We start from the raw sequence: 13,134 nt of genomic DNA, 5'->3' as shown, positions 1-13,134 counted from the left end.
TGGCTGCCCCAACGGGGCACAGCCTAATCCGCACACCTGCCCGACGGCAGCACTGCCCGCCCACCGGACTTCGGGGCCGGCCCGCACGGCCCCCTCAACGACTCCTTAAGCCGCCCCTAACCGCACTGATTACCCATCAGTACGGCCGTCCGGCGGGGCTAGCGTGAGGCACCGAACCCTCACCCAGCTCCTCAGAAGGAGTCCCCCGCCCATGCTCAAGCGCCGCCTGACCACCGTTCTCCTCACCCTCGTCGGCTGCGCCCTGGCCGGCACCGCCGCAGCCCCGGAGGCCGTCGCGCACGGCTCCATGCAGAACCCGCTGAGCCGGGTCGAGGGCTGCTACCTGGAGGGCGCCGAGATCCCGAAGTCGGCCGCCTGCAAGGCCGCCGTCGCGGCCGGCGGCACGGCGGCGCTCTACGACTGGATGAGCCTGCGGATCGGCGACGCCGCCGGCCAGCACCGGGGCCTGATCCCCGACGGCAAGCTCTGCAGCGCCGGCAACGAGGTGTACAAGGGGATGGACCTGGCCCGTGCCGACTGGCCGGCCACCAACCTCACCTCCGGCAGCGACTTCACCTTCCGGTTCCGGGCCACCGCCCCGCACAAGGGCACCTTCCAGCTGTTCCTCACCAACAGCGGCTACGACCCCGCCAAGCCGCTGGCCTGGTCGAACCTCGACGCGCAGCCCTTCGTCACGGTCACCGACCCGCAGCTCGTCGACGGCTCCTACGTCCTGCCCGCCAAGATCCCCGCCGGGCGGACCGGACGCCAGCTGGTCTACGCGATCTGGCAGCGCTCGGACAGCCCCGAGGCCTTCTACTCCTGCTCCGACGTGGTCTTCGACGGCAGCGGCAGCGCCCCCGGCAGCACGCCCGTCCCGCCGGCCGGCGGCGCCGGGGCCGGTCACTCCCACCCCGCCACGCCGACCGCCCCGACCACCCCCGGCACGGGCAGCACGGCCGGCACCGGCGCCACCTCCGCCGGCAGCCCGACCGCGCCCGCGCCCGCCGCACCCGCCACCCCGGGCGGCGCCGGCGCCGTACCCGCCGCCGCGGCCGGCAGCACCGACCCGACCCCCGGACCGGCCCCCGCCGCCGCGCTGACCGCGAACCCCACCACCGCGCCCGGGACCGCCGACACCGAGGGAACCGCAGGCAGCACCGCCGTCGCCGACGCCGAGAGGCTCGCCCAGACCGGCTCCGACCGCTCACTCGGCATCCTCGCCTCGATCGGGGCCGCCTTCCTGCTCGCCGGCGCCACCGTCTTCGCGCTGCGCCGCGGCCGGCGCGCCCCCGGCACCCACGCGCGCTGAAAACGCCGCCGCGGCCGTGGTGGCGGAGCGACGGGCGGCGGGCGCGGTGATTGAGTGGGCGGCATGAGCACCGCGCCCCGCCCCCCGTTCCGTGTCGGCCTGGTCGGTTACGGCCTGGCCGGCTCCGCCTTCCACGCGCCGCTGATCGCCACCACCCCCGGGCTACGGCTGGAGGCCGTGGTCACCGCCAACCCGGAACGCCGCGCGAAGCTCCGCGCGGAACACCCCGACGCCCGGGCCGTCGACACCCCCGAGGACCTGTTCGCCGACCCGGACGCCCTGGACCTGGTCGTCGTCGCCTCCCCCAACCGCACCCACGTCCCGCTGGCCCGGGCCGCGCTCACGGCCGGGCTGGCCACCGTGGTCGACAAGCCGCTGGCCGCCACCGCGGCCGCCGCGCTGGACCTCTGCGAATTCGCCGAGAGCCGCGGCGTGCTGCTCTCGGTCTTCCAGAACCGCCGCTGGGACGGCGACTTCCTGACCGCCCGGCACCTGGTGGAGACCGGCGCGCTCGGACGCGTGCACCGCTTCGAGTCCCGGTTCGAGCGGTTCCGGCCCAAGCCCAAGGCCGGCTGGCGCGAGCTGGCCGACCCGGCCGAGGCCGGCGGCACCCTCTACGACCTCGGCAGCCACCTGGTCGACCAGGCGATCACCCTGCTCGGCCCGGTCGAGAGCGTGTACGCCGAGATCGACACCCGCCGGGACGGCGCCGTGGTCGACGACGACTCCTTCCTCGCCCTCACCCACGACGGCGGCGCCCGTTCCCACCTGTGGACCAGTGCCGTCACCCCGCTGGTCGGCCCGCGCCTGCGGGTGCTCGGCGACCGCGCCGGGTACGTCAAGTTCGGCATGGACCCGCAGGAGGCCGAGCTGAAGGCCGGACACCGGCCCGACGGCACCCGCCCCTGGGGCGCCGACGAGGAGGCCCACCACGGCGCCTTCGGCACCAACGAGAGCGCCGCGCCGCTCCCCACCCTGCCCGGCGACTACCCCGCCTACTACGCGGGCATCGCCGCCGCCCTGGCCGGCACCGGCCCGCTCCCGGTCGACCCGCGGGACGCGGTCGCCACGCTGACCGTGCTGGAGGCGGCGCGCGCCGGCGCCGCCACGGGCACCGTGGTGAGGCTGCCCCGGTAGACCGTCCGCCCGTCACGGCCGTCCCACCTGGCCCACCCGTCCCGGCACCGCGGAAGAGACCGGCGGGGCAGGCGGGAGGCCGGGCGGGCAGGCGGCTCGTCCGGGTCAGACCGCGATGACCTCGACCGCCGCGCCCAGCCCCCGGAAGTCCGCGATGTTGCGGGTGTAGAGCGGCAGGCCGTTCGCCGAGGCCACCGCGGCGATCATCAGGTCGATCCGGCGCGGGCGCGGCTGGCGCCCCGCCGCGATGGTCAGCGCCACCAGGGTGCCGTACCGGGCGGCGGCGGCGGCGTCGAAGGGCAGCGGGTCGAAATCGGCCGTCGCGGCCCCCAGCACCTCCAGCCGGGCGGCCCGGCTGAGCGCGTCGCGGGCCATCGCGACACCCTGCTGCAACTCCGCGAAGGTGATCGCGGTCAGCTCCGGCACGGCCGGCAGGTCCGCCGGGTCGAGCAGGGCCAGATCGATGTAGACACAGGTGTCCAGCACCCCGGCGGGGCGGCGCCGGGCGACTCGGCGGCGTTCAGCCACGGCGACGCTCGAACGGGTCGTCGTCCTCGCCGAGCAGGTCCTCGGAGCCGTAGAACTCCTCGGCCTCCTTGCGCATCTGCTGGTAGTCGACCTTGGGCAGCCGGCCGTGCCGGGCCACCAGTTCCTCGGCGCTGAGCCTGCGCCGGCCGGAGACCGGCCGCAGTTCGGCGACCTCGACGCCGTTACGGGTGATGTGGAACGTCTCGCCCGCCTCCACCGCGTCCATCACCGAGGCGGAGTTGTTGCGGAACTCGCGCTGGGTAATCGTCTTCATCCCTCCACGGTAGCCCCGTGTAGCACCGATGGCTACAGGTGCGCAACGGCTCGTACGAACCGCCCGCGCACCCGTACCATCGTCAGCGACGACAGCACGCGCGGCCCCGCGCACCCACCGCCCGCCGACCGGCCGGGCCCGCACCAGGAGGAGGACGACGATGACCCTGCTCGCCGCCCTGCTCGGGCTCCTGCGCGTCCTCACCGGTGACCTGCTCACCGGCTCCTCCGGCCTGACCGCCGTCGCGGCGGCCGCCGCCCTGGTGCTGCTCTCCGGCGTGGTCGCCGGCACCCTCGCCACCGGCCGGCTGCTCGGGGCACGGGCCCCGGCCGCCGTGCGCGACGGGACGCTGCGCCGCCACGCGCTGCGCACCGCCTTCCTCCCGCAACGGGATCCGGACGCCCGCGGCCGCCGCCGCCCCAGGGCACCGGGCGCGGCCCCGACGGCCGCGTAACCACCTCACCGCAGCAGCTCGCGGCCGTCCTCCGCCGACCTCTCGATCCCGAGACCCCGGAGGGCTCTCTTCACCATGTCCGTCCTGTCGATCCTCGACCCGGCGGTGGGCCTGGCCCACACCGCCGTGTCCGCGCTCGCGCACGTCCTGCCGACCGCCGTCGCGATCATCCTGTTCACCGTCTGCGTCCGGCTCGCCCTGCACCCGCTGGCCCGGGCCGCCGCCCGCGGCGAGAAGGCCCGCACCAGGCTCGCCCCGCAGGTGGCGGAGCTGAACCGCAAGCACAAGGGCAAGCCCGAGAAGCTCAAGGAGGCGCTGGCCGAGCTGTACCGGGAGGAGAAGGCGTCACCGTTCGCGGGGTGCCTGCCGATGCTGGTGCAGATCCCGTTCTTCTCGGTGATGTACCGGCTGTTCACCACGCCCAACGACCTGCTCGACCACACCGTCCTCGGCGTCCCGCTCGGCATGCACGTGAGCGGCGCGCACGGCCCGGCCCAGCTGGCGGTCTTCGGCGCCCTGTACGCGGCGCTGGCGGCCGTGGGCTACGCGAACTTCCGCCGGGCCCGGCGCACCGGCCTGCCCGGTTCCACCACGGCGGCGGGCGCCCCGCCGGCCCCCGGGGCGGCGCTGCTCCCGTACCTGTCCTTCGGCACGGTGCTGTTCGCGGCGCTCGTCCCGCTGGCGGCCGGGCTCTACCTGGTCACCACCACCGCTTGGAGCTCCGCCGAGCGCGCCTGGCTGCACCGCGGCACGCCGGCGCCGGTACTGCCGGCCGTCCCGGACGCCGGGCCGGCGAAGGCCGCGGAACCCGTGAAGGCGACAAAGGCGGCCAAGGCGGCCAAGGCGGCGAAGACCGTGAAGCTCGCGAAGCCCGCGCAGGAGGCCAGGCCGGCGCGGGACGCGAAGCCTGGCGCGCCCGCCCGGGCGGGCCGGGGCGGCGGAGCGGCGGCCGCGAAGGTCCCGGGGGCCAGGAAGGCGCCCCGGAGCGCCGAGCCCGCCGCCGGCGGCGCCAAGGCGGGCCGAGCGGCCGAGGCGGGCAAGGCTGCCAAGGCGCGCTGACACGGCGGTGGGCCCGCCCCGTGCGGGGCGGGCCCACCGGGCCGGACGGGAGGAACCGGACGTACCGGACGGGCTCGGGGGATCAAGGGCTCAGCCCCGGTCCCACCCGTCCAGGTAGGTGTCGATCTCACCGGTCAGCCTGGTCTTGCCGGCGGTGTCCAGGAAGGACGCCTCGACGGCGTTCTTCGCCAGCGCGGCGACGCCGGCCTCGTCGAGGTCCAGCAGCCGGGCTGCCACCCCGTACTCGGTGTTCAGGTCGGTGCCGAACATCGGCGGGTCGTCGCTGTTCACTGTGACCAGCAGCCCGGCGTCGACCATCTGGCGGATCGGGTGCTCCTCCATCCGCTCCACCACCCGGGTGGCGAGGTTGGAGGTGGGGCAGACCTCCAGCGGGATCCGGTGCTCACCCAGCCAGTCGACCAGTGCCGGGTCCTTCATGGACTGGGTCCCGTGGCCGATCCGCTCGGCGCCGAGCAGCCGCAGGGCGTCCCAGACGGTCTCCGGGCCGGTGCTCTCGCCGGCGTGCGGCACGCTGTGCAGGCCGGCCGCCCGGGCGCGGTCGAAGTACGGCTTGAACTGGGGGCGGGGCACGCCGATCTCGGGGCCGCCGAGGCCGAAGCTGACCAGGCCCTCCGGGGCCAGGTCGACGGCGAGCCGGGTGGTCTCCTCGGCGGAGGCCAGGCCCGCCTCGCCGGGGATGTCGAAGCACCAGCGGAGCACCACGCCGAGGTCCTTCTCGGCCGACTTGCGGGCGTCCTCGATCGCCTCCATGAAGGCGACGTCGGGGATGCCCCGGCGGACCGAGGAGTACGGCGTGACGGTCAGCTCGGCGTAGCGGATCTGCTGGCGGGCCATGTCCTCGGCGACGCCGTAGGTCAGCGCCCGGACGTCCTCGGCGTCGCGGATCAGGTCGACGACGCTGAGGTAGACCTCGATGAAGTGGGCGAAGTCGGTGAAGGTGAAGTACTCGGCGAGCGCGGCCGGGTCGGTCGGCACCTTCGAGCCGCGGTGGCGGGCGGCCAGTTCGGCGACCACCCGGGGGGAGGCCGATCCGACGTGGTGGACGTGCAGCTCCGCCTTGGGCATACCCGCGATGAACGCCTCGATGCCGCTCTTCCCGTCCGGCTGGACCACGGTGTGACCTTCTTTCTACGCGCGTCTCATCAGATCCCGCAAGGCTACGCGAGCCTCCCGGGGAGCAGGGAACGCACGCGCCACGGCGGGCCCGCCGGGCTCAGCCGCCGAGCGCCACCGCGACCGTGTGGATCAGCAGGCCGGCCAGGGCGCCGACCACCGTTCCGTTGATCCGGATGAACTGGAGGTCCCGGCCGACGTTCGCCTCGATCTTGCGGGAGGCGTCCTCGGCGTTCCAGCCGGCGACCGTGTCGGAGATCAGCGAGGTGATCTCGTCCCGGTAGGTGTCCACCACGTACTGCGCGGCGTCCTGCAGCCAGCTGTCGGCTTTGACCTGCAGCCGGGTGTCGGTGGCCAGCCGGGCGCCGAAGTCGCGCACCCCCCGGGTGATCCGCAGCCGCAGTTGGCTGTCCTCCTCCTCGGCGGCGGTCATCACCAGCGAGCGGACGGCGGCCCAGGTGGAGGCGATCAGGTCCTGCACCTCGGCGCGGGCCAGCAGTTCGGCCTTGGCCCGCTCCACCCGGGCGATGGTCTCCGGGTCCCGCTGGAGCTCGGCGGCGAAGTCGGCGAGGAAGTTGTCGACGGCGCCCCGGGCCGGGTGCTGCGGGTCGTCCCGGATGTCGGTGACGAACCGCATCAGCTCCTTGTAGACGCGCTCGCCGACCTGGTGGTCGATGAACCTGGGCGTCCAGCCCGGGGTCTTCTGGGTGACCCGCTGGACGACCTCCTCGTGGTTCTCGGTGAGCCAGTCGTGCACCCGGACGGCCACCAGGTCGACCACCCCGTGGTGGCCGCCGTCGGCGACCACCTTGCCGAGCATCCGGCCCATCGGCTCGGCCACCGAGGTCGCCGAGGCCCGCCGGGTGACGGCCTCGCTGACCACCGCCTGGACGTCCTCGTCCCGCAGCACCTCGAGCAGCCCGCGCAGCGCCGCCGAGGCCTCCTTGGTGACCCGCTCGGCGCTGCCGGGAGCGGCCAGCCACTCGCCGAGCCGCCGGGCGATGCCCAGCGCGGCCAGCCGGCGGCGGACCACCTGCCCGGACAGGAAGTTGTCACCCACGAAGTCGCCCAGGGACTTGCCGAAGGCGTCCTTCTTGGTCGGGATGATCGCGGTGTGCGGGATCGGCAGGCCGAACGGACGGCGGAACAGCGCGGTCACCGCGAACCAGTCGGCCAGCGCGCCCACCATGCCGGCCTCGGCCGCCGCCGCCAGATAGCCGGCCCAGGCGCCGGCGCCGGCGGCCTTCGCCCAGGTCGCCAGCGCGAAGACCAGGCTCGCGAAGCCCAGCAGACCGGTCGCGATCGCCTTCATCCGCCGCACGCCGCGGCTCTTCTCCTCGTCGGCCGCGGTGAACCTCACACCGGGGCCCGCTGGGTCGGACGCTTCGTCGCTCACCCCGCCAGTCTGCCCCGTACCGGCGCGCGTGATCCTCCCCACCCCTCTCCCGCGCGCCGCACGCCCCGGCCCGCCGCCCGGGCCGCGGGTGACCGGCCGTCGGGCGGGACACGCCCGCCGATCGGCCCGCACGACCGGAGCAACCCGAGCGGCCCGAACGCGGCCGGAGCAACCCGAGCGGCCGGCCCGGTGGACGGGAGCACCTTCCGCACACCGGGCGCCGGCTCAGCCGATCGCCACCCGGGCGTACATCTTCGCGATCACGTCCTCGATGGCCGGCTCGCGGACCGACAGGTCGACCAGCGGGTAGCGCTCCGCGACCGCGGCCACCACCGGTGCGGCGCTCTGCTGCGCGGGGAAGGCCAGCCACTGACGCGGCCCGTCCACCTTGACCACCCGGGCGCCCGGCACCTCGATCGGCGGACGGGCCTCCGCGAGGTCGACCACCAGGGTGCGTTCGCTCATCCCCACCGCGTGCAGCCCGGCCAGGTCGCCGTCGTGCACCAGCCGGCCGTGGTCGATCACCATGACCCGGTCGCAGAGCTGCTCGATGTCCACCAGGTCGTGGGTGGTGAGCAGCACGGTGGTGCCCTGCTCCCGGTTGACCTGGCGCAGGAACTCCCGGACCCGCCCCTTGCTGACCACGTCCAGGCCGATGGTCGGCTCGTCCAGGTAGAGCACCTGCGGGTCGTGCAGCAGCGCGGCGGCGAGGTCGCCGCGCATCCGCTGGCCGAGCGAGAGCTGGCGCACCGGGGTGTCCAGCAGGCCGCCGAGTTCGAGGAGTTCGACGCAGCGGGCCAGGTTGGCCCGGTAGCGGTCGTCGGGGATGCGGTAGATCCGGCGGGCCAGTTCGTAGGAGTCGCGCAGCGGGAGGTCCCACCAGAGGGTGGTGCGCTGGCCGAAGACCACGCCGATCCGGCGGGCGAGCGCGGTGCGCTCCCGGGCCGGGTCGACGCCGGCCACCCGCAGCTGCCCGGAGGAGGGGACCAGGATGCCGGTGAGCATCTTGATGGTGGTGGACTTCCCGGCGCCGTTGGGGCCGATGTAGCCGACGCACGCGCCGGCCTCGATGTCGAAGGTCAGCCCGTCCACGGCGTGGACCTCGCGTTTCTCGCGCCGCAGCCGGCCGGTCCGGGTGCGGACGGTGAAGCTGCGGCGGACGTCGTCGAGTTCGATCAGTGCCATGCCAGGGTCCTTTCGCTGGAACTGGAGGTGGGAGCCGGGGCCGAGCGGCCGGCGGCGGGGCTCAGCTGCCGGCGCCCCGGTAGGCCCGCAGCCCGGCCCGCCAGAGCAGGCCCGCCAGGTAGGCGCAGAGCACGGCGGCCAGCGGCGAGGCGTACTGGAAGGCGGTGGGGAGCCCGAGCGGGTCGGGGCGGTCGAGGATCCGCAGGGCGGGCAGCCAGTTGACGAAGGCCAGCGGGATGCCGAAGACGACCCCGGCGACCAGCTCCTTGGCGAAGATCGTCGGCGGGTAGTGCAGCAGGGTGGCGCCGCCGTAGGTGAAGGAGTTCTGGATCTCCTTGGCCTCCCCCCACCAGAACTGCAGGGTGGCGAAGCCGATGAAGAGGGCCGAGAAGATGACCGTCCCGCAGAGCAGCAGGACGGGCACCAGCAGCACGCGGTCCCAGGTCCAGGCCACGTCCAGCGCGGTCAGCGACCAGGCCAGCACGGCGGCGGCCTGCAGCGGGCGGCCGAGCCGGCGCAGCGAGAAGCGTTCGGCGCAGAGCTGGGCGAGCGCGGGGGCGGGCCGGATCAGCATGGTGTCGAGGGTGCCCGCGCGGATCCGCGCGCCGAGCGCGTCGGTGCTGCCGACGAAGAGGTTGGCCATGCCCAGGGCGAAGCCGGACGTCCCGTAGAGGAAGCCGAGTTCGGGCAGGGTCCAGCCGCCGAGCCGGTCGGTGTGCTGGAACATCAGCACCACCACCAGGAAGTCGAGCGAGGTGATCATGATGTTGGCGCCGAGCATCAGCACGAAGGACGCCCGGTAGGACATCACCGCCCTGGTCCACATCCCGGCCATCAGCCACCAGGCCCGCACCGACCAGCGGGTGCGCTCCAGCAGGGTGTCGGCCCGGGTGCCGACCCCGGAGCCGGCCATGGTGTCAGCCACCCTGGACCACCACCCGTCGGGTCGCCAGCAGTTGGACGACCCGGCCGAGCGCGAGCAGCACCACGGCCCAGGCGGCCTGGAAGCCGAGCGCGCCGAGCAGGCCGGCGCCGGTACTGCGTCCCAGGAAGACGTCGGTGGGCACCTGCACCAGCGACGCCCACGGCAGCAGCGGCGCGATCTCGCCGAGCAGGCCGGGGAACAGCCCGATCGGCAGCAGCATCCCGGAGAAGAACATCGACACCACCAGCATCACCGACCGCACGCCGTCCGAGTCGTGCAGCCAGAAGCCGGTGAGGACGACCAGGTAGCGCAGCCCGAAGCTGACCAGCACGGCGAGCAGCACCGACAGCAGGAACTCGGCCCAGACCAGCGGGTCGTGCGGCACCCGCAGGTCGAAGACGAGCGCCCCGGCGATCATCGGGGCCGCGCCGCGCGCCACCAGGTGGAAGCCGGCCCGCCCCAGGTCGCCGGCCAGCCACCAGCCCTGGAAGTCCACCGGACGGTAGAGGTCGATGGCGATGTCACCGGTGCGGAAGCGCTCCTGGACGTCGTCCTGGAAGCCGCCGCCCCAGACCGCGACGGTGACCAGCAGCGCCTGGCTGACCCAGATGTAGGTGACGGCCTGCGCGGTGTCGTAGCCGCCGAGGCCCGGCCGGGCCTGCCAGAGCGCGAGGAAGCTGTAGGCCAGGATGAAGCCGAAGACGGTGTTGGTGAAGGCGCCGGCCAAGGTCGCGGCACGGTAGGTGGAGTAGCGGCGGAAGCTGCCCGCGGCGACCGCGAGGTAGACCCGGGCGGCGCCGCCGGGGGCCGCCCCCGGCGGGCGGCCGCGGGGCGGTCCGCCGGGCTTCGCTGATACCGGCATATTGTCTCCTTGTCGACTTAATGGGAGCGGGTCAAGGGCTCGGACCAGGGGCGACCACGGGCCCCGGACGGGTCCGGGACACCCGCCGACTCGCGCGGACGCACGACGGACCGGCTCCGACCGGCCGGACCCCGGGGTGACCCAGGCGGCGGGCGGAGCTCGCACCCACTGGCTGCGCTATGCGGTTCTCACCTTTCACCGTACCGCCACCGATCATCCGGCGCAGCCGAATTCCCCGCCCCCGGACCCCACCGCCCGGCCCCCACGCCCCCGTTCGCCGCCCCCGCCTCCACCGGACCACCCACACCGCCCGGTTCCGCGCCCGGCCGCCGCCGAACCACCCCGCCACGACTCCCGGAAGAACCGCCTGATCACCGCTCAAATCGACATAATCACCCCATGAGCCAGGAGCCCGCCGACCACCGGCCCGACCCGCAGCCCCACACCGGCACACCCCCCGCGCTCACCGGGCCACCGACCGGCGGCCCCGCCCACGGCACCCGCCGCGACCGGCGCCGCGCCCGGCGCACCGACCGCCGCCGGGCCCGCCGCGCCCTGCCCGGCTGGCGCCGCGCCATCCCCACCTGGCGGATGCTCCTCACCGGCCTCACCGGCCTGCTCCTGCTCGGCATCGCCGCCTTCGTCACGCTCTACCTGATCGTCCCCGTGCCCGACGCCAACGCCCACGCCGTCGCCCAGAACAACATCTACTACTACGCCGACGGCACCGAACTGGCCCGCACCGGAGCCGTCAACCGCAGCGACGTCACCCTCGACCAGATCCCCGCCGACACCCAGCACGCCGTCGTCTCCGCCGAGGACCGCACCTTCTACCGCAACAAGGGCGTCGACCTCAAAGGCATGGTCCGGGCCGGCTGGAACACCGTCACCGGCCAGGGCACCCAGGGCGGCTCCACCATCACCCAGCAGTACGTGAAGAACTACTACCTGACCCAGGACCAGACCCTCTCCCGCAAGGTCAAGGAACTCTTCATCTCGCTCAAGGTCGACCAGCGGCAGAGCAAGGACCAGATCCTCGCCGGCTACCTCAACACCAGCTACTTCGGCCGCAACGCCTACGGCATCCAGAGCGCCGCCAACGCCTACTTCGGCACCGACGTCTCCCGGCTCACCACCGCCCAGAGCGCCTACCTCGCCGCGCTGCTGCAGGCTCCCAGCGCCTTCGACGTCAAGAACGCCACCCCCGCCAACCGCACCCGGGCCGTCGCCCGCTGGAACTACGTCCTGGACGGCATGGTCTCGCTCGGCTTCCTCGACCCCGCCGCCCGCGCCGCCACCAGCTTCCCCGAACCGATCGACCCCAGGCCCGCCGTCGGCCTCGCCGGCCAGAGCGGCTACCTCGTCGACATCGCCGACACCTACCTCGCCAGCACCGGCACCGTGGACGCCGCCACCCTCAAGGCCGGCGGCTGGCGGATCACCACCAGCTTCGACAAGGCCAAGCAGGACGCCTTCGCCGCCGCCGTCCAGCAGGAACTGACCGACGAGCTCGACCCCCGCGCCCGGCCCGGCACCGACACCGACGTCCGGGTCGCCGGTGCCTCCGTCGAAGCCGCCACCGGCCGGATCGTCGCCGCCTACGGCGGACCCGACTACGCCAAGCAGCCCTTCAACGACGCCCTGCGCCAGGACAACCAGATCGGCTCGACCTTCAAACCGCTCGAACTCGCCGCCGCCATCGAGGGCGAGGCCACCACCCAGGACGGCCGCCGGATCACCACCGAGACCGTCTACGACGGCACCAGCGGCCGCGACGTGGTCGGCGGCCCCACCCCCTACGACCCGCCCAACGAGGACGACACCGACTACGGCCCGGTGTCCCTGCGGCTCGCCATGGTGAAGTCCGTCAACTCCGTGTACGCCCAGGAGGGCGTGGACGCCGGCCTGCCCGAAGTCCGGGAGACCGCCCTGCGCCTGGGCATCCCCGCCGACGTCCCCGGCATGGACCCCGCCAACACCTCCATGACACTGGGCACCGTCACCCCCAGCGCCATCGACCTGGCCGGCGTCTACGCCGCCCTCGCCAACCACGGCCAGGCACTCAGCCCCTGGTCCGTCCTCAAGCTGGAGCACACCGGCTACTCCGACATCCCCCGGCTGCCCGAGCACGAGCCGACCACGGCCCTCGACCGGGGCACCGCCGACGCCGTCACCGGGGTGCTGCGTGACGTGGTCAGCGGCCGCGGCACCGGCGCCGCCGCCCTCGCCCTCGGCCGGCCCGCCGCCGGCAAGACCGGCACCACCGACGCCAACCTGGCCGCCTGGTTCGCCGGCTACACCCCCGAACTCGCCACCACGGTAAGCCTGTTCAGGGAGAACCCGAAAACCCACGCCAAGGAATCGCTGGCCGGCACCGCAGGCCTGTCCCGGATCAACGGCGGCACCTTCCCCACCGAGATCTGGACCGCCTACATGACCGACGCCCTCGAAGGCAGCCGGGTCCAGCACTTCGACCTGCACCCCGCCCAGGGCAACAACCAGCCCAGCCCGGCCGCCACCCCGGGCAACGGCGGTGGCACCTCACCGGCCACCCGGCCGGCCGGCACCCCCACGGCCGCGCCCAGTTCCGCCCCCACCCCCGCGCCCACCGGCAACCCCACCGGCAACCCCACCCCGCCCGCCGGGCCCGGGCCCACACCGCCGCCGAGCCCCGTCGTCACCCCCAGCCGCAGCGCCCCCAGCCGCGGCACCCCCACCTCGGCACCGACCCCGACCGGCGCCGCCAGCCCCGCGCCGGCCGTCGCGGCCCCGCCGTCCCCGTACCCGCCCAAACCGTGAACCCGCTCCCGGCCAGGCGCCCTGAAGACCGGCCCTGGACACCGGCCCTGGACACCGGCCCTGGACACC

12 protein-coding genes are annotated in these 13,134 nt (G+C 74.4%); 5 read left to right on the top strand and 7 right to left on the bottom strand.

Annotated features, from left to right (window positions below):
• Window positions 1-211: 211 nt before the first annotated feature.
• Both OG689_RS26250 and OG689_RS26245 read left to right on the top strand, forming a co-directional pair.
• Complete coding sequence (locus OG689_RS26250; RefSeq protein WP_266323332.1) at window positions 212-1,312, top strand: lytic polysaccharide monooxygenase; 1,101 nt, start codon at window positions 212-214, stop codon at window positions 1,310-1,312.
• 63 nt (window positions 1,313-1,375) lie between these two features.
• Window positions 1,376-2,449, top strand: coding sequence for a Gfo/Idh/MocA family oxidoreductase (locus OG689_RS26245; protein ID WP_266323331.1), 1,074 nt, complete (start codon window positions 1,376-1,378; stop codon window positions 2,447-2,449).
• A gap of 105 nt (window positions 2,450-2,554) precedes the next feature.
• Here the strand turns inward: OG689_RS26245 and OG689_RS26240 are convergent, their stop codons facing one another.
• The gene (locus tag OG689_RS26240; protein WP_266323330.1) at window positions 2,555-2,977 is read right to left on the bottom strand and encodes a type II toxin-antitoxin system VapC family toxin; all 423 of its coding nucleotides are present in this window, start codon (window positions 2,975-2,977) and stop codon (window positions 2,555-2,557) included.
• Window positions 2,970-3,251, bottom strand: a complete 282-nt coding sequence (locus OG689_RS26235) for a type II toxin-antitoxin system prevent-host-death family antitoxin (RefSeq protein ID WP_266323329.1) — start codon at window positions 3,249-3,251, stop codon at window positions 2,970-2,972. The genes OG689_RS26240 and OG689_RS26235 overlap by 8 nt, the downstream gene beginning before the upstream one ends.
• A 160-nt stretch (window positions 3,252-3,411) precedes the next feature.
• Between OG689_RS26235 and OG689_RS26230 the strand changes: the two genes are divergently transcribed.
• Together OG689_RS26230 and OG689_RS26225 are read left to right on the top strand one after the other, a co-directional pair.
• Window positions 3,412-3,705: a DUF6412 domain-containing protein gene (locus OG689_RS26230; RefSeq protein WP_266323328.1), complete on the top strand. Its 294-nt coding sequence runs from the start codon at window positions 3,412-3,414 to the stop codon at window positions 3,703-3,705.
• A gap of 75 nt (window positions 3,706-3,780) precedes the next feature.
• Window positions 3,781-4,764 carry a YidC/Oxa1 family membrane protein insertase gene (locus OG689_RS26225; protein ID WP_266323327.1) on the top strand — a complete coding sequence of 328 codons (984 nt, stop codon included), beginning with the start codon at window positions 3,781-3,783 and terminating at the stop codon, window positions 4,762-4,764.
• A 90-nt stretch (window positions 4,765-4,854) separates the two neighbouring features.
• Here the strand turns inward: OG689_RS26225 and OG689_RS26220 are convergent, their stop codons facing one another.
• The 5 genes from OG689_RS26220 to OG689_RS26200 all read right to left on the bottom strand — a co-directional run bounded on the left by OG689_RS26220 (window position 4,855) and on the right by OG689_RS26200 (window position 10,266).
• Window positions 4,855-5,898: an adenosine deaminase gene (locus OG689_RS26220; protein ID WP_266323326.1), complete on the bottom strand. Its 1,044-nt coding sequence runs from the start codon at window positions 5,896-5,898 to the stop codon at window positions 4,855-4,857.
• 100 nt (window positions 5,899-5,998) lie between these two features.
• On the bottom strand, window positions 5,999-7,294 hold the full coding sequence (locus OG689_RS26215) for a DUF445 domain-containing protein (protein WP_266323325.1): 1,296 nt from the start codon (window positions 7,292-7,294) through the stop codon (window positions 5,999-6,001).
• 225 nt (window positions 7,295-7,519) lie between these two features.
• Complete coding sequence (locus OG689_RS26210; RefSeq protein ID WP_266323324.1) at window positions 7,520-8,479, bottom strand: ATP-binding cassette domain-containing protein; 960 nt, start codon at window positions 8,477-8,479, stop codon at window positions 7,520-7,522.
• A 61-nt stretch (window positions 8,480-8,540) separates the two neighbouring features.
• Window positions 8,541-9,404, bottom strand: a complete 864-nt coding sequence (locus OG689_RS26205; RefSeq protein ID WP_323189329.1) for an ABC-2 family transporter protein — start codon at window positions 9,402-9,404, stop codon at window positions 8,541-8,543.
• The gene (locus OG689_RS26200; protein WP_266323323.1) at window positions 9,397-10,266 is read right to left on the bottom strand and encodes an ABC-2 family transporter protein; all 870 of its coding nucleotides are present in this window, start codon (window positions 10,264-10,266) and stop codon (window positions 9,397-9,399) included. The genes OG689_RS26205 and OG689_RS26200 overlap by 8 nt, the downstream gene beginning before the upstream one ends.
• 399 nt (window positions 10,267-10,665) lie before the next feature.
• Between OG689_RS26200 and OG689_RS26195 the strand changes: the two genes are divergently transcribed.
• Window positions 10,666-13,065 (top strand): transglycosylase domain-containing protein, encoded by a 2,400-nt coding sequence (locus tag OG689_RS26195; RefSeq protein ID WP_266323322.1) that lies wholly within the window; start codon window positions 10,666-10,668, stop codon window positions 13,063-13,065.
• Window positions 13,066-13,134 lie beyond the last annotated feature (69 nt).

Source organism: Kitasatospora sp. NBC_00240 (assembly GCF_026342405.1).
Lineage (GTDB): Bacteria > Actinomycetota > Actinomycetes > Streptomycetales > Streptomycetaceae > Kitasatospora.
The sequence above is the reverse complement of the archived record's forward strand: the minus strand, read 5'-3'. Positions and strand labels throughout refer to the sequence as shown.